At 51.1% G+C, this 20,541-nt stretch carries 18 protein-coding genes; 3 read left to right on the top strand and 15 right to left on the bottom strand.

Annotation, left to right across the window (positions count from 1 at the left end; all coding sequences use genetic code 11):
- Window positions 1–54: 54 nt before the first annotated feature.
- Both katG and irrA read right to left on the bottom strand, forming a co-directional pair.
- Complete coding sequence (gene katG, locus ABXT40_RS11735) at window positions 55–2,193, bottom strand: catalase/peroxidase HPI (protein WP_443645785.1); 2,139 nt, start codon at window positions 2,191–2,193, stop codon at window positions 55–57.
- Window positions 2,194–2,371: 178 nt separating this feature from the next.
- Complete coding sequence (gene irrA, locus ABXT40_RS11730) at window positions 2,372–2,803, bottom strand: iron response transcriptional regulator IrrA (protein WP_443645784.1); 432 nt, start codon at window positions 2,801–2,803, stop codon at window positions 2,372–2,374.
- A gap of 284 nt (window positions 2,804–3,087) precedes the next feature.
- Between irrA and fabA the strand changes: the two genes are divergently transcribed.
- The 3 genes from fabA to ABXT40_RS11715 are packed head-to-tail and all read left to right on the top strand — an operon-like array spanning window position 3,088 to window position 5,634.
- Complete coding sequence (gene fabA / locus ABXT40_RS11725; protein WP_443645783.1) at window positions 3,088–3,606, top strand: 3-hydroxyacyl-[acyl-carrier-protein] dehydratase FabA; 519 nt, start codon at window positions 3,088–3,090, stop codon at window positions 3,604–3,606.
- Between the two features lie 5 nt (window positions 3,607–3,611).
- Window positions 3,612–4,844 carry a beta-ketoacyl-ACP synthase I gene (gene fabB, locus ABXT40_RS11720; protein WP_443645782.1) on the top strand — a complete coding sequence of 411 codons (1,233 nt, stop codon included), beginning with the start codon at window positions 3,612–3,614 and terminating at the stop codon, window positions 4,842–4,844.
- A 1-nt stretch (window position 4,845) separates the two neighbouring features.
- Window positions 4,846–5,634, top strand: a complete 789-nt coding sequence (locus ABXT40_RS11715) for an enoyl-ACP reductase FabI (protein ID WP_443645781.1) — start codon at window positions 4,846–4,848, stop codon at window positions 5,632–5,634.
- 78 nt (window positions 5,635–5,712) lie between these two features.
- On the opposite strand, the gene pnp is transcribed toward ABXT40_RS11715, so the two are convergent.
- The 13 genes from pnp to ybeY all read right to left on the bottom strand — a co-directional run bounded on the left by pnp (window position 5,713) and on the right by ybeY (window position 20,501).
- Window positions 5,713–7,833 carry a polyribonucleotide nucleotidyltransferase gene (gene pnp / locus ABXT40_RS11710; RefSeq protein ID WP_443645780.1) on the bottom strand — a complete coding sequence of 707 codons (2,121 nt, stop codon included), beginning with the start codon at window positions 7,831–7,833 and terminating at the stop codon, window positions 5,713–5,715.
- Window positions 7,834–8,156: 323 nt separating this feature from the next.
- Window positions 8,157–8,426: a 30S ribosomal protein S15 gene (rpsO, locus tag ABXT40_RS11705; protein WP_443645779.1), complete on the bottom strand. Its 270-nt coding sequence runs from the start codon at window positions 8,424–8,426 to the stop codon at window positions 8,157–8,159.
- A 24-nt stretch (window positions 8,427–8,450) separates the two neighbouring features.
- Window positions 8,451–9,383 (bottom strand): tRNA pseudouridine(55) synthase TruB, encoded by a 933-nt coding sequence (truB, locus tag ABXT40_RS11700; protein WP_443645778.1) that lies wholly within the window; start codon window positions 9,381–9,383, stop codon window positions 8,451–8,453.
- A gap of 7 nt (window positions 9,384–9,390) precedes the next feature.
- Complete coding sequence (gene rbfA / locus ABXT40_RS11695) at window positions 9,391–9,777, bottom strand: 30S ribosome-binding factor RbfA (protein ID WP_443645777.1); 387 nt, start codon at window positions 9,775–9,777, stop codon at window positions 9,391–9,393.
- A gap of 70 nt (window positions 9,778–9,847) precedes the next feature.
- The gene (gene infB / locus ABXT40_RS11690) at window positions 9,848–12,445 is read right to left on the bottom strand and encodes a translation initiation factor IF-2 (protein ID WP_443645776.1); all 2,598 of its coding nucleotides are present in this window, start codon (window positions 12,443–12,445) and stop codon (window positions 9,848–9,850) included.
- A gap of 62 nt (window positions 12,446–12,507) precedes the next feature.
- Window positions 12,508–13,113 carry a DUF448 domain-containing protein gene (locus ABXT40_RS11685; protein WP_443645775.1) on the bottom strand — a complete coding sequence of 202 codons (606 nt, stop codon included), beginning with the start codon at window positions 13,111–13,113 and terminating at the stop codon, window positions 12,508–12,510.
- A gap of 20 nt (window positions 13,114–13,133) precedes the next feature.
- On the bottom strand, window positions 13,134–14,690 hold the full coding sequence (gene nusA / locus ABXT40_RS11680; RefSeq protein WP_443645774.1) for a transcription termination factor NusA: 1,557 nt from the start codon (window positions 14,688–14,690) through the stop codon (window positions 13,134–13,136).
- A 99-nt stretch (window positions 14,691–14,789) separates the two neighbouring features.
- On the bottom strand, window positions 14,790–15,269 hold the full coding sequence (gene rimP / locus ABXT40_RS11675) for a ribosome maturation factor RimP (protein ID WP_443645773.1): 480 nt from the start codon (window positions 15,267–15,269) through the stop codon (window positions 14,790–14,792).
- A gap of 281 nt (window positions 15,270–15,550) precedes the next feature.
- On the bottom strand, window positions 15,551–16,276 hold the full coding sequence (gene trmB, locus ABXT40_RS11670; protein WP_443645772.1) for a tRNA (guanine(46)-N(7))-methyltransferase TrmB: 726 nt from the start codon (window positions 16,274–16,276) through the stop codon (window positions 15,551–15,553).
- 59 nt (window positions 16,277–16,335) lie between these two features.
- The gene (metK, locus tag ABXT40_RS11665; RefSeq protein ID WP_443645771.1) at window positions 16,336–17,514 is read right to left on the bottom strand and encodes a methionine adenosyltransferase; all 1,179 of its coding nucleotides are present in this window, start codon (window positions 17,512–17,514) and stop codon (window positions 16,336–16,338) included.
- 32 nt (window positions 17,515–17,546) lie between these two features.
- Window positions 17,547–19,076, bottom strand: coding sequence for an apolipoprotein N-acyltransferase (lnt, locus tag ABXT40_RS11660; RefSeq protein WP_443645770.1), 1,530 nt, complete (start codon window positions 19,074–19,076; stop codon window positions 17,547–17,549).
- Window positions 19,045–19,893, bottom strand: coding sequence for a hemolysin family protein (locus ABXT40_RS11655; protein ID WP_443645769.1), 849 nt, complete (start codon window positions 19,891–19,893; stop codon window positions 19,045–19,047). Before ABXT40_RS11655 ends, lnt begins: the two co-directional genes overlap by 32 nt.
- Window positions 19,893–20,501, bottom strand: a complete 609-nt coding sequence (gene ybeY / locus ABXT40_RS11650; protein ID WP_443645768.1) for an rRNA maturation RNase YbeY — start codon at window positions 20,499–20,501, stop codon at window positions 19,893–19,895. The genes ABXT40_RS11655 and ybeY overlap by 1 nt, the downstream gene beginning before the upstream one ends.
- Between the last annotated feature and the right edge of the window lie 40 nt (window positions 20,502–20,541).

Raw genomic sequence — 20,541 nt, 5'->3', positions numbered from 1 at the left:
ACCCCATTTTACTGGGATGCCGCGATTATTTACGCCGGTAAAAGATAGGCCGTTTTAGGCGAGATCAAACCGGTCAGCATTCATTACCTTGGTCCAGGCTGCCACGAAATCGGCCACAAACTTATCATGTGACTGGTTGGTCGCATAAACCTCGGCAAGCGCACGAAGCTGGGAATTTGATCCAAAGACAAGATCGACCCGCGTACCGCTACGAACCACTTTGCCAGTGGCACGATCACGCGCTTCGTAAGAATTGCTTCCCGTTGGCTTCCATTCAACACCCATATCAAGCAAAGTGACAAAGAAGTCATTGGTCAATTTGCCCGGTGTTTTGGTAAAGACACCATGGTTTTTTTCACTGATGCCCAAGGCTCGCATACCACCAACAAGAACGGTCATTTCCGGTGCTGTAAGACCCAATAGCTGGGCTTTATCAAGCAGCATTTCTTCCGGACTGACTGTAAAGTCGGTTTTCTGGAAATTACGGAAACCATCAGCCACCGGCTCAAGAACCTCAAATGATTCAATGTCGGTTTGTGCCTGTGTTGCATCGCCACGACCAGGTGTAAATGGAACCTTCACGCCTGATGCCTGTTCAATACCAACATTACCTGCAAGCACAATCACATCGGCAATCGATGCGCCTGTGTCGGCCGCGACTGGCTCAAGAACCGACAAAACCCGCGCCAATTGATCCGGCTTGTTTGCCGCCCAATCTTTTTGGGGTGCAAGCCGAATACGCGCACCATTGGCACCGCCACGCATGTCTGAGCCGCGATAGGTTGATGCGCTTGCCCATGCGGTTTCGACCATCTCTTGAACGCTGAGGCCGCTGGCTGCGATACGGGCTTTGACCGCATCAACATCATAATTGGCATTGCCAGCCGGGATCGGGTCTTGCCAGATCAATTCTTCATCTGGCACTTCTGGACCCACATAACGGCTTTTTGGCCCCATATCACGATGCAGCAATTTGAACCAAGCACGTGCAAACGCATCGGCAAACTGATCGGGATTTTTATGGAAGCGCTCGGAAATCTCGCGGTAAATCGGATCTTCGCGCATCGCCATATCGGCTGTTGTCATCATGGTTGGAACGCGGATTGACGCATCTTCGGCATCAGGTGCTAGATCGCTTTCCTTTGGATTAACCGCATGCCAGATATGCGCACCGGCCGGGCTTTTGGTCAATTCCCATTCATAGCCAAGGAGGAGATCAAAATAGCCATTATCCCATTTTGTCGGATCCGCTGTCCACGCACCTTCGATACCGCTTGTAATGGTATCGCTTCCCTTGCCCGATCCATAGCTGCTGATCCAGCCAAAACCCATTTCTTCGATAGCGGCGCCTTCCGGTTCGGCACCAACAAGACCGGCATCACCCGCACCATGCGCCTTACCGAAGGTATGACCACCGGCAACAAGGGCAACGGTTTCTTCGTCATTCATTGCCATCCGGCCAAAAGTTTCACGAACATCTCTTGCACTGGCAAGTGGATCTGGGTTGCCGTCTGGACCTTCAGGATTGACATAGATCAAACCCATCTGCACAGCGGCAAGCGGGTTGGCCAACTCGCGGTCGCCTGAATAGCGGTTATTCGCAAGCCATTCACTTTCAACGCCCCAATAGATATCTTCTTCAGGTGCCCAAATATCTTCACGGCCACCACTAAATCCAAACGTTTTGCCACCCATTGATTCAATCGCGACATTGCCGGTCAGGATCAGCAAATCAGCCCAGCTGATTTTATTGCCATATTTCTGTTTGATCGGCCATAGCAGGCGGCGCGCTTTATCAAGATTACCATTATCCGGCCAGCTATTGAGGGGCGCAAAACGCTGCGCACCTGTGCCGCCGCCGCCACGACCATCGCCGCTGCGATAGGTGCCAGCTGCGTGCCATGTCATGCGGATAAAGAACGGGCCATAATGACCATAATCGGCTGGCCACCAATCCTGCGAATCAGTCATCAAATCATGAAGGTCTTTTTTCAGGGCCTTGTAATCAATCGACTTGAATTCTTCGCGATAATTAAAATTCGCGCCCATCGGATTTGACTTTTGATCATGCTGGTGAAGAATGCCAACATTCAATTGGTTCGGCCACCATTCACGATTTGAGGTGCCGCTAGCGCTGTTGGTTGTAACAGCTCCGTGCATTACTGGGCATTTGCCCGCATTATTTCCGTCCATCTGTCTCTCCGATTAGATCTTGTGCGTATGGTCACATCACCTTTGGTTTCCGGCAATTACAACGGGCTTCTACGCAAGGTTTGTCTTCGTCAGAAGATAGGTATGAAGCCTGGTTGGGTCAAGGCTCTTTAGAATGATTTTAAACTAGATAAAGGCAGATCTAACGCCAAATCGGCGATTAGGAATTTTTGCTTTGAATATGGATTACCACATCAACCACTTTGATTTCATGCCCATCAGGCGCGGCAGGCAATTGTGCCAGAATCACATCATCATGGGGAATATCGACAAGTTGGTCATTTTCGGCTTCATAGAAATGATGGTGATGATCGGTGTTGGTATCAAACAGGCTATAATCATTATGAACCATCACCCGACGAAGCAAACCAGCCTCGGTAAATTGATTCAATGTATTATAAACCGTCCCGCCCGAAACATGCAGACCAGCAGTGGTGATCTCTTCGGTCAGGCTATCGGCTGTTACATGGCGATGGCGGCCATCAAGAAGCAGCGCGGCAATCGCCACCCGCTGGCGCGTTGGCCGCAAACCGGCGAAGCGCAGTTTTTCGGCAAATTGCGCCGTTGGCGTCATTCTGTCCGTTTGGGTCATATTTTTGTGACTCATCTTTCCCATCGCAGGGTCAAAATGGGCGGTCACCGGCCAAATGTCAATAATGCCTTGGCTTGGAGGGGTATTTCGTGCTTTCTATAGGGCGTTAAAAGCTGCGCTTTATGTCGTAGCAAAAGACAGGAAACCACGTGATTTTTCCCTGTTAGCCTTGCCTATATTCGGTGTTTTCACCGAATATAGGCATAGCAGGAAAATCAAAACCGGCAGGCCTGCAAGGTCATTTTGACCTAAGACGCGCGCCCGTTTGTAACAAGGAAGTTAAGATGTCGCCCAAAGATCAAAGCTCGTTTGCCTATGATGAATTAATCAGCTGCGCCAAAGGCCAGATGTTCGGGCCAGGAAACCCGCAATTGCCATTGCCGCCAATGCTGATGTGTGATCGCATTACCCGCATTGATGATAATGGTGGTGAATTTGGTAAAGGACAGATTGATGCTGAATTTGATTTGAACCCCGATCTTTGGTTCTTTCCTTGTCATTTTGAAGGCGATCCGGTTATGCCGGGCTGTCTTGGCATGGATGCGCTATGGCAGCTTGTTGGCTTTTTTCTGGGCTGGTCAGGCGGGCTTGGACGGGGGCGCGCCCTGTCGGTTGGTGAGGTGAAATTCACTGGTCAGATTCTGCCAAGCAACAAGCTTGTGACGTTTCGTCTTGATATGAAGCGGGTCATCATGCGCCGCCTTGTGATGGGCATTGCTGATGGCAAAGTGCTTTGCGATGGCGAAGTTGTTTTTGAAGCCAATGATATCCGCGTTGGCCTGTTTACCCCCGAAGGAGCTTAAAGATCATGCGCCGTGTTGCCATTACCGGAATCGGAATCGTTTCCTCGATTGGAAATAATGTCAGCGAAGTCACCAATTCGTTGCGTAACGGAACCTCGGGCATTGTTGCCGCACCGGAATATACCGAACTTGGATTCCGCAGTCAGGTGCATGGCACCGTCAAGCTTGATGTTGCCGATCATGTTGATCGCAAACAGCTTCGCTTTATGGGTGAAGGGGCTGCCTATGCGGTTCTGGCTATGGAACAGGCCATTGTTGATGCTGGGCTTGAAGATCATCAAGTGTCAAATGAACGAAGCGGTCTTGTCGCCGGTTCGGGTGGCCCATCAACGGCTAACCTTCTTGCCGCCTTTGATATCACCCGCGAAAAAGGCCCAAAACGTATTGGACCTTACATGGTGCCGCGTTGCATGTCGTCGACCGTTTCGGCCTGTATCGCCACTTTTTTCAAAATTCGCGGCATCAATTATTCAATTTCCTCGGCTTGTTCAACCTCGGCACATTGTATTACCGCTGGTGCTGATGCCATTCGTAGTGGCAGCCAAGATATTGTCTTTGCCGGCGGCGGCGAAGAACTGCATTGGACCTTATCCGTTCTGTTTGACGCGATGGGGGCAATGTCTTCGAAATATAACGAAACGCCAGAACTGGCCTCACGCCCCTATGATGCCGACCGCGATGGATTTGTGATTGCTGGCGGCGGCGGCATGGTTGTTCTTGAAGATATGGATCATGCGGTGGCACGCGGGGCAAAAATCTATGCTGAACTGGTTGGCTATGGTGCCAATTCAGATGGCGCGGACATGGTTGCACCATCTGGCGAAGGCGCAGTGCGCTGCATGGAACTGGCACTTGCTGGTTTTGATGGTAACAAGCTTACCGATAAGGTGGATTACATCAATGCGCATGGCACCTCAACGCCAGTTGGCGATGTCAAGGAACTTGATGCGGTTCGCACTGTCTTTGGCCCGCGTGGTCATCTTCCAGTTGTTACTTCGACCAAATCATTGACCGGCCATTCGCTTGGTGCGACAGGGGTTCAAGAAGCCATATATACGATTATCATGATGCAGAATAAATTCATTGCCGCATCCGCCAATATCCACACGCCCGATCCGGCCATTGGCGATATTCCAGTGGCGCAAAGCCGCATGGATGATTTTTCAATCAATCTGGCATTGTCCAACTCATTTGGCTTTGGCGGCACCAACGCCACATTGGCCTTACGAAGGGTATAATATGCAGCCCGGAACTTTACTGGCTGGCAAACGCGGCCTTGTGATGGGTGTTGCGAATGACAAATCCATCGCATGGGGCATTGCCGAAGCCGCCGCCAAACAAGGTGCCAAAATTGCTTTTTCCTATCAAATGGAAGGGTTTGGCAAAAGGCTGGTACCCTTGGCCGAATCAATTGGGTCAAACATCATGATCGAATGTGATGTTGCCAAGGAAGGCGCGGTTGACCGCTGTTTTGCCGAATTGGCAACACGTTGGCCAACAATCGATTTTGTCGTCCATGCCTTGGCATTTTCCGACAAGAACGAATTAAAAGGCGCCTATATGGATACGAGCCGTGAAAATTTCGAAAATACCATGATGGTATCGGCCTATTCCTTTACCGAAGTCGCGCGCGCCGCCCGTGACATGATGCCCGATGGCGGTGCATTGGTAACGCTTAGCTTTCTTGGCGCGCAACGAAGCACACCAAATTACAATGTCATGGGGGTTGCCAAAGCTGCCCTAGAAGCCTCAGTTCGCTATCTTGCGGTTGATCTTGGTGGTCAGAATATTCGGGTCAATGCATTATCGGCCGGACCGATGCGCACACTTGCTGGCGCGGCGATTACCGGGGCGCGGCACATTTTCCGCCATGCCGAACATCATGCGCCACTTAAACGCAATCCCGGGCTTGATGAGGTTGGGCGTACCGGTCTTTATCTGGTTTCAGATTTATCGTCAGGCGTAACCGGTGAAGTGCATTTTGTTGATGGTGGTTATAATAGCGTCGGCATTCCAGGCGAATTCTAAGCTGTAATAATCTTAGATAAGCAAAAGGCGGTGCCAATGACACCGCCTTTTTTCGTCCTGTTCGATTCTTGTTGCGGCCTATTCAGCAGTTTCAGCAGCAGCAGCCTCAAGATCGGCACCGGTTTCCTGATCAACGCGCTTCATTGACAGCTTTACCTTACCACGATCATCAAAGCCGATGACCTTGACCTTAACCGCATCACCATCTTTACAGATGTCGGTGGTTTTTTCGGTACGGCCATTTTGCAGCTCGGAAATATGAACCAGCCCGTCTTTTGCCCCAAGGAAATTGACGAACGCCCCGAAATCAACCGTTTTGACTACAGTGCCGTTATAGATCACGCCAAGCTCTGGCTCGGCAACAATATCACGAATCCGCGCAACAGCGGCTTCACCTGATGAGCCTGAAACGGCTGCAACCTTGACGGTGCCATCATCTTCGATATCAATCTTGGCACCTGTTTCTTCACAGATTTCACGGATGATTTTGCCGCCCGGGCCAATGATGTCGCGGATTTTGTCAACCGGAATTTTCAAGGTGGTGATCTTTGGCGCGCTATCGGCCAAATCATCACGCGCCGAGGTCAATGCCTTGGCCATTTCATCGAGAATATGAATTCGGCCATCGCGTGCCTGATCAAGTGCAATTTGCATAATCTCAGGTGTGATTGATGTGATTTTGATATCCATCTGCAATGAGGTCACACCATTTTGTGAACCGGCAACTTTAAAATCCATATCGCCAAGATGATCTTCATCACCAAGAATATCGGATAGAACGGCAAAATCATCGCCTTCTTTGATCAATCCCATCGCAATACCAGCAACCGGACGTTTCAATGGCACGCCAGCATCCATCATCGCCAATGAACCACCACAAACGGTCGCCATTGAAGATGATCCGTTTGATTCGGTGATTTCAGAAACAAGCCGGATCGTGTAGGGAAATTCATCTTTGCTTGGCAGCAACGGACGAAGCGCACGCCATGCCAATTTTCCATGACCAATTTCACGACGACCAGGCGAACCAACACGGCCAGCCTCGCCAACTGAATATGGTGGAAAATTATAATGAAGCATGAAGCTAGACCGACTTTCACCAACCAACGCATCAATAATTTGCTCGTCCTGACCCGTGCCAAGCGTGGCAACAACCATCGCCTGTGTTTCACCGCGGGTGAACAAAGATGATCCATGCGCCCGCGGCAGGAATCCAGCCTCGGCAACAATCTGGCGAACGGTCTTTGTGTCACGACCATCAATCCGAACGCCGGTTTTCAAGATCGCACCACGAACAACATCGGCTTCCATGCCTTTGATTAGGCCACCAACAAGAACGGCATCATAATCATCGCCAATTGCGACTTTTGCTTCGGCGCGAACCTCATTCAAAGCTGCCTGACGATCGGTTTTATCGGCAATTTTATAAGCGGCTTCAAAACCCTTGGCAAAACCCTTTAGAGCCCTGTTGATATCAGCAATTTCTGCTGGCTCTTCGGGAAGCGCGCGGGGCTCTTTAGCACATGATTCGGCTAGTTCGATAATGGCATCAATCACCGGCTTGACGGACTGGTGACCAAAATTCACCGCGCCAAGCATGATTTCTTCTGACAGTTCCTTGGCTTCTGATTCAACCATCAAAACGCCTTCATGCGTTCCCGCCATGATCAGATCAAGTTCGCTTTCATCCATCTGATCGACGGTTGGGTTCAAAACATAGGCTCCATCAATCCAGCCAATGCGCGCAGCGGCAATCGGGCCAAAGAACGGCACACCGGATAAGGTCAAAGCTGCCGAAGCACCAATCATCGCGGCGATATCAGGATTATTTTCCATATCATGCGCCAGAACGGTACAGATAACCTGAGTTTCACATTTGAATGATTTCGGGAATAACGGACGGATCGGGCGATCAATCAGACGGCAAACAAGGGTTTCATTTTCCGAAGGACGGCCTTCACGCTTGAAAAAGCCGCCGGGGATTTTACCCGCTGCAAAGGCTTTTTCCTGATAATTGACGGTCAATGGGAAAAAATCCTGACCAGGCTTTGGGCTTTGCGCCGCAACAGCTGTACATAGTACTTTTGTCTCACCAAGGCTGACCATAACGGCGCCATCGGCTTGACGGGCAACTTTACCGGTTTCAAGAACCAGCTTTGTACCGCCCCATTCCAATTCTTTGCGGAATAACTTGAACATCTATTTCATCTCTTTCATTTCATCTCAGCGCCAGCAATCCAGCAAGAGAACAGCAAAAATACAACGCACATCCTCATGATGAACATTGCTGTGACAAAGGAATTAAAATGTATTGAAGGTTATCTCGTCGTGCCAGCGCTCTGTCTGCATCTGGTTGTCGGGGGCACCCTCAATCGGCCTTGTTCGTGCCCTGTTAATTTCTAATCCCTTTGATCCCGGCTGTTCTCGCACGCAATTTTGAAAAAAGCAAATAAAATGCGCCACATGCAGAAACCGCCCTACCAATGGCAGGACGGTTTTTTTAGGCTTTCTGTGAAGAAGGCTTAGCGGCGCAAGCCTAACTTCTCAATCAACGCCTTATAAGTCGCAACATTGCCCGACTTGATATAGTCAAGAAGACTGCGACGCTGGCCAACCATGGCCAAAAGGCCGCGGCGTGACCCGAAATCTTTTTTATGGTCTTTTAGATGCTCGGTCAGGTTGCGAATGCGCTCAGACAAAATAGCCACCTGAACTGATGCAGATCCTGAATCCTTGTCGTTTTTGCCAAACTCAGCAATTAGCTCGGCTTTACGTTCCTGCGTAATCGACATCGAAACCTCCTATATGGGTTTAAGTTAAATATTCAGCACACGAACAGGACAAACCGCGCCAGCTTTGACCACTACCAAAGCCACCGGACGGTCTCCCTCCATGGCGATTGCGGTTGCACCGGTCAAAAGCGCCTGAAAACGATCCTGTGCTGATGCACTGATCACAGGAATTGTCTGACCATGGCGAAGCTTCGTTGCCTCATTCCCTGAAATGGGTAGCGCCGGGATGTCGTCCAGCGCACTCACCACAGGATGCAAATGCTCTAAAGCGGCGGCACTATGCGGCAGCTTCTCTAAAAAATCCAGTGAAATCGCATGATCGGCATGAAATTGTCCGACTGACAGCCGCCGAAGCGCGGTGACATGCGCTGCCGTACCAAGATCGCGCCCAAGGTCGCGTGCCAATGCCCGAATATAGGCGCCTTTACCACAAGCAACATAGAATCGGGCATGGTTCTGATCTGACGCAATTCGACGAAAGGATTCAATGTAAATCTCTCGCGAGTCCAGCGTGATCGCCGCCTCATCATCGCCTGCCTTTCGTGCCAAATCATAGGCGCGCTTGCCATCAACCTTAATTGCCGAATAGAACGGCGGTACTTGTTGGATATGGCCTTGATAATGCGCTAGCGCCGCATCAATCACGGCCGCATCCGGGCGGTGATCCGACTGGCGAGTCACACTGCCTTCGCCATCATCGGTGCTGGTTTCGCTTCCCCAGGCCAATTCAAATTCATAGGATTTCTGCTGGCTCATCGCAAAAGATACGGTTTTAGTAGCTTCGCCAAGGGCAATAGGAAGAACACCGCTTGCCAGCGGGTCAAGCGTGCCACCATGACCGGCCTTTGCAGCGTCAAAAACCCGCCTGACAATCGCCACTGCCTTGGCCGAGCTTATACCTTTTGGTTTATCAAGATTAACCCAGCCATGAATTAGCTGTCCGCGTTTGCGTGCCATCGCACAATCAGCCTTGACGGATGGCGGCAAAAAGCTCGTTCATCCGCGCTGCATTTTCAAAGCTTTCATCAAGCAGAAACCGCAGGCGTGGGGTGCGCCGCAAATGCACTTTTTTGGCAACAAACGACTGGATCAGAGGTGCCAACCGATTCAAGGCTGGCAAAACAACTTCAATATTGACCCCACCAAGCGGCATTGTATAGACCCGCGCATTGGCCAGGTCTGGGCTGACGGTAATTTCCGAAATGGTGATCGACACGTTGGCAAGATCAGGATCAAAGAAATCTTCGCGCATCAAAATTTCCGACAAAGCATGGCGCAATGTTTCACCAACGCGTAATTGACGCTGGCTTGGCCCTTTTGCAGATTGCGGACGACGCGATTTTGACGGCATAACCCTCATCCCTTTAACCAAGTGTCAGGACAGGCCAAACCAGCACATCCTGTCACCAACTTAGCCGTTGTTAATCGAGTGTTCGTGCAACTTCACGAAGTTCGAAACATTCGATCATATCTTTTTCCTGAAGGTCGGAATAATTTTCGAATCCCATTCCGCATTCAAAACCTTCGCGCACTTCTTTGACTTCATCTTTAAAGCGTTTCAGGGTTTTGAGCGAGCCTTCATGAATCACCACATTATCCCGCAGCAAACGAACCTTGCAGCCACGTTTGATGACGCCTTCGGTCACCATACAACCGGCAATCTTGCCAATTTTTGACACACCAAAGACCTGACGAATTTCGGCATAACCAATGAAATCTTCTTGCGTGTCGGGGCTAAGAAGGCCGCCCATTGCCGCTTTGACTTCATCGATCAGTTCATAAATGATCGAGTGATAACGTATTTCAACACCGTCGCGTTTTGCCAGATCACGCGCCTGCGGAATCGCCCGAACGTTAAAGCCAATTACGATGGCATTTGAGGCGGCGGCAAGGCTGATGTCAGACTCGCTAAGCGCACCAACACCGGCCGATAACAGACGCACCTTCACCTGTTCGGTTCCCAGCTTTTCTAGCGCAACACGAATGGCCTCAAGCGAGCCATGAACATCGGTCTTGATAACAACCGGTAATTCTTCGGCTTCACCAGCAGCAATTGCCGATAACATCTGCTCGACCGATCCACGCGCACCGCGCGCGGCCTCGTGATCACGGTTGCGGCGTGTCCGATATTCGGCAATTTCACGCGCACGCGCTTCGCTTTCAACAACAACACAACTATCGCCCGCCATCGGCGTGCCGTTCAGACCCAGAATTTCAACAGGTTGACCCGGGCCTGCTGATTTCAGGGTTTTGCCTCGATCGTCAAGCAACGCGCGAACACGGCCGCTTTCCGCACCAATGACAAAAATATCGCCTTGCTTCAAGGTACCGCGCTGAACCAGCAAAGTGGCAACCGATCCCTTGCCGCGCTCAACCTTTGATTCAACAACAACACCCTCGGCCGGACGATCAGGGTTGGCCTTCAATTCGAGAAGTTCGGCCTGCAACATGATGGCTTCTTCCAGCTTGTCGAGACCCATCCCTGTATGTGCCGACACATCAACACATAAAACATCACCACCAAAATCTTCGGTGATGATTTCATGCTGCAACAAATCGCTTCGTACGCGCGCCGGATCGGCGGCGGGCTTGTCACATTTATTGACGGCAACAATCGTTGGGCAACCTGCCGCCTTGGCATGGTTAATCGCTTCGATGGTTTGCATCATAACCGAATCATCAGCCGCCACAACCAGAACGACAATATCAGTGATATTGGCCCCGCGTGACCGCATTTCGGTAAAGGCCTCATGGCCCGGCGTATCAATGAATGTAATGACATTATCGGCCACTGTTTTGATCTGATAAGCACCGATATGCTGGGTGATTCCCCCGGATTCACCCGCCGCAACATCAGTGCGGCGAATGGCATCAAGAAGGCTGGTTTTACCATGGTCAACGTGACCCATAATGGTCACAACAGGCGGGCGTGGTTGCAGGCTTTCCGCCGGATCATCATCACCACCAAGGCCAATTTCGATATCCGATTCCGATACACGCTGAATCCGGTGCCCAAATTCGCCAGCGACCAATTCAGCGGTTTCACCATCAATGGCCTGTGTCGCTGTTGCCATGATGTTCAGCTTCATCAGCTCTTTCACCACATCGGCGGTACGCTCGGCCATACGGTTTGCCAATTCACCAACCGTAATACTGTCAGGAATAATCACATCACGAAGCTGTTTGACCTGTGGCTGTTCTTCGCGCATCCGCGCCCGCTCACGCTGGCGCTTGACCGATGCAAGCGAACGCTGGCGACGGCTGTCATCACCCGACAAAGCCTGCGTAATGGTCATTTTACCTGATTGGCGACGACCCGCAGCTTCGCGGCGTGGTGCTGGGCGGCGTGGTGCCATTTCTTCAGCTTCACGGCGACGGCGATTTTGCATTTCGGTTGGCGTTGGACCAAATTTATTGGCCGCTGTTGCCGCATCGCTTGGCGCACCTTCAGTAACCTGACGGCGGGCAGCATGGGCATCGGTATGTTTTTTATTCTCTTCACTACGGCGACGCTCTTCACCAGCCTCGATTTCCTGCAATTCAGCAAGTTCGGCAGCGCGGCGCGCGGCAATCGGATCAAGCGGCATTTCGGGTTCGAGTGCGGCTTCGGGTGCAGCGGCTTCAATCGGTGTTTCAACCGAAATTTCAGCAGATGTTTCAGCAGGCGCTTTTGTCTCGCCGGATGGTGCATCAGCCTTGGCAAGCCCTTCTTGCAGGGCGCGAACCCGCGCGGCGCGTTCTTGCGCGGTTAACCGATCATCAGCAGCAGGTGCCGATGGAGCTGGCGCGGCAGGTGCGGCGGCGGTTTGTACAGGTTCAGTTACAACTGGTTCAGGCGCTGGTGCCCCACCGCGCTGCGGTGCCGCCGGAGCGCGTTTGCGCCGGACTTCAACTTGAACCGTTTTGCGCGCACCTCCAACTGAGGGCCCGGCACGCAGCTTGCTGGCATCAATATTGCCAAGCGTCAATTTGCTACCTGAGAGACTCAGTTTTTTTGGTTTACTGCTATCGTCAGTCATTTCGAACCTTTCTTGGTATTCACCACCGCATAATCTCACATACGCTGGTCAAACCGTTACGCCTAGGTGATACACCGGTCAGGCAGGTCATTACAACCCGCTGTTGTGTAAAACCCCTCTAAACGCATGATATCTTCATGAACCGTGCGTACTAATTTTCCTGAACCATTGCCAGTCGATGCCCGCAACCCAACAAAAGCTAAACTGTCACGACCACATATGCGGCCAAGTTCGGTTGCGCTGAATGACTGGCTAACCCAATCTACATCAAGCTTGGATTTCATTTTTGCAAGTTCGCGCGGCGAAGCATCCGCCGCCGCAAGCAAGCCTTCAAAATGGCCTTCAGATAATAATTTGCCACCACCACCAAGAAGCATACCAGCACGGCGTGCCATTGATGCTGTGGCAATGATGCGCGCCCGTAACCCAACAGCAATGGCGGCAATATCAGCATCAACCGATTTTAATCCCACGCCAAGAGCGCGCTTCAAATGACCTTTTTGATCGGCTTTGCGAATGATAGACTCTTCGGCTGTCACCCACGCGCCACGGCCGGGCAGACGTCCTGCAAGATCGGCAACAGCATAGCCATCCGGTGCCGCAACAAAGCGAATTAGCTTGTGCGGGGAAAGCGTTTGCCCAGTTGCGATACAGGTGCGCTCAGCCATGACAGATAGCCCCTCATGGCCTAGCTGTCAGACGAACCCGACGCATTGTCGGTGTCTGTGCTGTCAGCGGTTTCATCTGTGAACCAATGCGCCCGTGCAGCCATGATAATATCACCAGCTTCGCCATCATCGCTAAGACCATGCTGACCTAAAAGCTCGACAAGCTCTTCATTATCAAGACCGGCAAGATCATCAAGCGTGCGGATTTCATTTTCGGCAAGGGTCAACAACATGGCAAGGCTGATATATTCAAAGGCGCGAAGATCGTCAGCGACCTTCATCTCATCAAGCGCTGCATTGATCCGGTCTGACTCACGCTCGACAAATTCGATGGCGCGATTCTGCAATTCGCCAGCAATATCTTCGTCAAAGCCCTGAATCGCGGCCAGCTCTTCCAATGTGCTTTCGGCAATTTCTTCAGGGAAGACAAAACCTTCAGCAACAAGAAGATGCGCAATCACATCATCAATATTCAACGCATCAATAAAGCGTGTTGAACGTGTTTTAAACTCTTCTTGGCGGCGTTCGGATTCTTCGGCCTCAGTCAGAACATCAATATACCAACCCGACAATTGCGACGCTAAACGCACATTCTGGCCACGACGCCCAATCGCAAGGCTCAATTGATCGTCCGGAACAACAACTTCCATCCGGCCAGCAACCTCATCCATCACCACCTTGGCGACTTCGGCAGGTGCCAACGCATTCACCACAAAAGCGGCTGGGTCTTCGATATAAGGAATGATTTCAACTTTTTCACCCTGTAATTCGCCAACAACGGCCTGAACACGGCTACCGCGCATACCAACACAAGCACCAACCGGATCAATGCCCGGATCATTTGACAGAACGGCAATTTTGGCACGGCTGCCAGGCTCGCGGGCAACGCCCTTGATTTCGATAATGCCATCATAGATTTCAGGCACTTCTTGGGTAAACAGCTTAGCCATAAATTCATTACAAGCCCGCGACAGGAAAATCTGGGGGCCGCGCGGCTCTTCACGAACATCGATGATATAGGCACGAACACGATCGCCTTGGCGCAGGTTTTCACGCGGGATCATTTCCTCGCGGCGAATCACCGCTTCGGCGCGGCCAAGATCAACCGTGATTGAATAGCTTTCAGCCCGCTTGACTGTACCAACAACAATTTCGCCAATACGGTGCTTATATTCTTCAAACTGGCGTGCGCGTTCGGCATCACGCACTTTTTGTGAAATAACCTGTTTTGCAGTTTGCGCGGCAATCCGGCCAAATTCAATTGGCGGCAAAGATTGGCGCCAAAACTCACCCGCAGCCAATGGCGGATTTTGCTTGGCACCTTCAGCAAGACTCATCTGCATCGATTCATCTTCAACTTCTTCGACAACTTCGATCCAACGCTCAAGACGAATGGCACCGGTTTTGCGATCAATCATCGCCCGGATATCACGGTCTAGCCCATATTTCGCCCGACCGGCCTTTTGGATGGCTTCTTCCATCGCCAGCATGACTTCTTCGCGCTCAATTGATTTTTCACGCGCCACCACATCGGCAACTTGAATTAGCTCGAGGCCTGGAATTGATGATGTATCCATAGTCGTCTCACCTTTGGTTTGTCTTTGCACCATATGTGGCGCGCCATTTATTACGAAAATTCTTTGTTGTTTTGACCTTCATTCACCGCCGCTTCGGTCCTAGCTGCGCCGTTCAAAAATTTCACTTGGATCGATCCGTGCCGATTCAATGTCATCAAAGGCAAATTCAAATCTGCCAAAGCTTGTTTCAAGGCCAATCTTGCCATCATCTGTCAGGCCAGTGAGCCGGCCTTGAAACCGCCGCCGTCCATCAAGCATCATGCGCAATGTTATTTTCGCCAATTCACCATTGAACCGCTCAAAATGTTCAATCCGTGTCAATGGTCGATCAATGCCAGGCGAACTCACTTCAAGAACATAGGCAGCGGCAATGGGGTCATCAACATCAAGCAATGTCGAAATATGCCGACTTAACATCTGGCAATCTTCGACCGTCATTTCACGATCTTCTTTCGGCTCGGCCATGATCTGCAACTGGTTGCGACCCGTTTGCCCACCCGAAAACTGCACCCGCACAAGGCCAAAGCCAAGCTCGGTAACTACATCTTCGATAATCTGGCTTATCTTGGCTTCGACCAAAATGCCTCCTAAAAACCCTGACTATTGGCGTACCCATAGGGGGCAATTGCCGTAACGCTAACCTAAAGCTGTATCGCTTTTTTAAAACCGGCCAAAACCCCTTAGAAAGAACAATAAACCTCTCAAAAAAGGCAATAAAAAAGTGGGCCAGCGGCCCACCGTCTGACTGCGACAGCTTTATTTCGTCTTGTTATAAGCGGTGATAGGCAAAAAAGCAAGGGGCAAGAGGCAGCAAGCCTGTGATGCCAATTTGTCACTCATCCGGTTACAAAATCATCAAGTCAGCCCGCACCGCCGCGACACTGAAACAGAAACCAAGATGATTGGCGTTCGGCGCGATCAGCCTTTTTCATATAGCGCGTTTCGGGCAATTCGGCGGGGCGTTGACGCCAATCTTGGGGGCCGCGGGCTGTCCACATAAAATCAGCATGCGCGGTGGCAGCCTGCAAAAGCCAGCTTTTTGCAGCAGGGTGATCACTTGCCAGAACCAGCCTTCCACCTGGCCGGATCATCACCGCAAGCTGGTCAAGAAGGGTGTTTTGCAGAATGCGCCGCGCCGCATGGCGTTTTTTCGGCCATGGATCGGGAAACATGATAAAGGCACCAGCAAAGCTTGCCGCCCCAAAACTAGGCATGATCAGTCGAACATCATCTGGCCAGATGCGAATATTGCCAAGCTGTTGTTCATTAATATGGCGAAGCAGACTGGCAACACCATTGATGAAAGGTTCGGCGCCGATGAAATCGCAATCAGGCATCGCCGCGGCAAGGCCAGCCAGATGCTCACCACCGCCAAAACCGATTTCAAGATAGCGATCAGCCTTGCGGCCAAATTGATCATCAATCGGCCGCGCCGGATCAAAGGCAAATTGCGTTAAAGCTTCATCAAGAAGCCGCTTCATCGAGGCGCGAAGCGGGCGGCCTTTGCGCCGGCCATAAAAACGTGGTCCCAGCGGCGCCCCATAATTTAAAACCCCGTTCTTTGTAACAGCGTTACGATCGGCCATTGCAAAATCTGCCTTATATTTCAACATGTAGTCGATTGGCTATGTGCGCAAGCAATATCCTAACGTGCCGCAGCGCGAAGCGCATCAACAAGATCGGTTACTTCCCAGCTAAATGTGCCCGCTCCTGCTTCATCGGCAATTCGGCCAAAATGCCCATAGGCGGCAGTTGGCGCATAGATCGGCGCATTCATGCCAAGATGCTGACGAATACCGCGCGGCGTCAAATCCATGCAGTCACGAAGCGCTTGTTGCAGTTTTTGATCGTCAATTGTGCCCGTGCCATGTGTGTTCGCATAGAGCGACACTGGCTCGGCAACGCCAATCGCATAGGCGATCTGAATTGTGCAACGCGATGCCAAGCCCGCTGCAACAACATTTTTTGCTAAATAGCGGCTAGCATAGGCAGCCGACCGGTCAACCTTTGTCGGATCTTTTCCCGAAAAGGCACCGCCACCATGCGGCGCCGCCCCACCGTATGTATCAACAATGATTTTGCGGCCAGTAAGACCCGTATCGCCATCCGGTCCACCAATCACAAATTGTCCGGTTGGGTTTACCAGCAGATCATCACCTGACACCATCCAACCATCGGGAAGAACATTGGCGATCACCGGCGTCACCAGCGCCAGAATTTCAGCCTGTGTCGCTTCTGCAGAATGTTGCGTTGATAAAACCACCTTATGCACACCCGTTGGACGGCCGGCATCATCATAAAAAAGGCTGATCTGGCTTTTTGAATCGGGACCAAGGATCAAATCGGCATCCTGTTTACGAATCGTTGCAAGGTCTTTTAGAATCTGATGCGAATAATGGATTGCCGCAGGCATCAAAACATCGGTTTCATCACAGGCATAACCAAACATAAGCCCCTGATCGCCAGCGCCTTCATCTTTATTATCGCCTGAATCAACACCCATCGCGATATCGGTCGATTGTTCATGAAGGTAATTTTGAAATTCGAAATTGGCGTGATGAAACTTGTCTTGTTCATAGCCGATATCTTTGACCGCCGCCCGCACTGCCGGCTCGATCTCGGCCATGATCTGGGCCACTTTACCCTTGCTGGCCCGCACTTCACCAGCCAGCACAACAAGGTTTGTCGTTGCCAAAGTTTCACAAGCAACACGCGCTTCTGGTTCATATTTCAAAAACAGATCAAGAACCGTATCCGAAACACGATCACATAATTTATCGGGATGGCCTTCTGAAACAGATTCAGATGTAAAGATATAGCTCATGGGTGGAATCCTGAATTTTTCGTTAAAGGTATCTAGTGCCTGATGTAACGAGAGAGGTCAAGCCATGTGGCACTGCCAATAATCAAAAAAATAAGCGCAAAAAATCCCAAATTACCGAAACGGGCAAATAGCGTTGGCGGTAGAGCCGGCGGCACCGGCAGATCAAGAACACCCTGCCTGCCAAGCCCCATCTGTCCAAGGACACGGCCAAAGGAATCAAACCCGGCAGTGATGCCCGTATTGGCGACCCGCATCAGCGGCAAGCCTTCTTCGACCGCGCGCATCTGAGCTTGAACAAGATGCTGCCACGGCCCTGCGCTTTGGCCAAACCAAGCATCATTGGTGATATTGATCATCATATCTGGGCGCATCTCTTGACCAATGACCGCGCCGGCAAAAATCACTTCATAGCAAATCAACATTTGCATACTGCCATAACCATCAAGACGCATCAGGCGATTATTTTCGCCAGGCACAAAATCAATCGGGCCAACAATTGGCTCAAGGAAGGGAAGCCATTTCCGAAATGGCATATATTCGCCAAAAGGCACAAGATGGCGTTTGTCATAGACAGCTTTAATGGCACCATCATGGTCAATCATAATGGCCGAATTCAGCAAAGTGCGGCCACCGCCAAATCGCGGAATACCGGTAATCACCACACCATCATTTTGCGTGGCATTGCGAATGGTTGTGTTGAGCAATGATTGACTGCGGCTAGCAAATCCGGCAAAAGCGGTTTCCGGCCAGATCACCAATTTTGGCACCACATCACCTTGGCGCGACAAGCTGACAAGCCTGTCTAGATGGCGCTGGCGTTTGCTTCGATCCCATTTGTCGGCTTGTGGTATCGCCGGTTGCACAAGCCGGATCATTGATGTCGATGATGCCGAGCTACCATCCGATACATTGGCAAGCCGCAGTGCCCCAAAAGCGGCAAGCACCAGAGGCAACATCAAAAATATCGCGGCAAAACGCCGATGCCCCAAAACCCAGAATGCCGGTACCAATGCAAAAAATAACGCAATCACGCATAGCCCATAAGCGCCAATCACGCTTGCCGCTTGCAAGCTGGCAAGATCAACAGCAAACAAACTGCCGGTCAGACTCCACGGAAATCCAGTTGCCACAAAGCCACGTGCCCATTCGCCAAGGCTGAAAAAGGCAACAAACCAGAACAGGCGCGCCACCGGTCGCCGCCCGAATGACCATGAAACCATTGCCGCGCTAGCCCAAAAAACCGCCAGGATAAGCGCAAGTGCCAGCGCCATAAATGGTGCCAAAACCCAGAGTAATGGTGATGGCGATTCAACAATCAGCGAATGCGACACCCAATAGGTTGATGCCAGAAACCATCCGGCACCCGCTGCACCAAAAATCATCGAAGCCTGCATTCGGCTTTCAGCCTTTAAATAGGCAAAAAGCGGAATCGATAAGGCAAAAATTGCCGGTAATAAAAACAATGGCGGCAAGGACAGGCTGGCAAATGCACCGGCAAGCAAATGCCAGAAAAGCATAAGGGCGTGGTTCTTAGTCCGGTTTGTTAGGGCTGGTTTTGGCACGCGGCAATCCACGAAGTTTTAACAAAGTGACACGGCGCGGGTCACCTTCAAGAATTTCAATTTGTAACCCGCCGCGATGACGCACAACCTCGCCGCGGCCGGGTACCCGCCCAGCAAGCGCACAAACCAATCCGCCAAGCGTATCAATCTCGTCACGTTCATCATCATCAAGCAACGGGCCGGTAATCGGTTCAAGAGCTTCAACTTCAAGCCGGGCATCGGCAATGGCCGTGCCATCGCCCTTTTGCTCAAACCGCAATTGCGCTGTGGTGTCATGCTCATCTTCAATTTCACCAACAATTTCTTCAACCAGATCTTCGATCGTGATCAAACCATCAACCCCGCCAAATTCATCAACAACCAGCGCCAAATGGCGGCGACGCAAACGCATTTCATGAAGCAGATCAAGAAGCCGGATTGTTGGCGATATAAACAAGGCAGGCCGCAAAAGACTCTCAACTTTTGGCGTGTGGCCATTGCGAAGATGAGCAAATAAATCCTTGATATGAATAATGCCAACAACATCATCAAGCGTGTTGCGATAAACCGGCACGCGGCTGTGATTGGCGTCGCTCATTTGCTGGATAATATCATCAAAACCATCGGCAAGCGCAACCGAGACAATATCGGCACGCGGAATCATCACATCGGCAGCGGTGATATCGCGAAGCCCCAGAAAATTCTGCAATAACGTACCTTCATGGCTGTCAAAGCTGGTTTTGTCATCAAGCGATTCCTGAAGCAATTCGGTCAGTTCATCACGGCGCGATGACGGACGGGAAAATGAGGGAAAAAACCTCCCAAGAAGCGGCATCATTATCCGGCCTCCCGCGTGCCAAGCGCAAGCTCATCATCAAGATAGGGGTTGGCAATCTTCATCTGGCCAAGAAGCGCAATTTCCAGCGCTTCCATTTCATCTGCCATCTGATCATCAATATGATCATAGCCAAGCAAATGCAAAACACCGTGGGTAAAAAGATGCAATAGATGGTCACCCGCTGCAATGCCCGCCTCGGCGGCTTCGCGCATCACCGTTTCACCAGCAATGGCAATATCGCCGCTGACGCCATCCATTTCCGGCCTATCATCATCCAGATACAAATCATCGCCTGCCGGAAATGACAAAACATTGGTTGATTTATCAAAGCCACGATGCTGCAAATTCATCGACCGCATATCAACATCATTACACAGCAAAAGACTGACCATCTGCGGATCAAGCGATAGCCGCGATGCGATATGATCAAGCATCACTGGCCCGCGTTTTTTCAAATCTGCAATCAGGGGGCTATGCCAGCTAGATGGGTCAATGCTGACCTCAATCACGGCGCCAGCCTCAGACGTCCATTCATCGCTTAAAAATTGATTATCCTCTGGACTGTCAGGTTCCAGAGCGCTACCGCCATTATTCATTTCACTCGTCATGAGCTATTTTCATTCCCCGTTGCAAAAAGCGACCGCGATA

The organism is Candidatus Ponderosibacter sp. Uisw_141_02, from assembly GCF_048087665.1.
Classification (GTDB): domain Bacteria; phylum Pseudomonadota; class Alphaproteobacteria; order Puniceispirillales; family Puniceispirillaceae; genus UBA3439.
The sequence above is the reverse complement of the archived record's forward strand: the minus strand, read 5'-3'. Positions and strand labels throughout refer to the sequence as shown.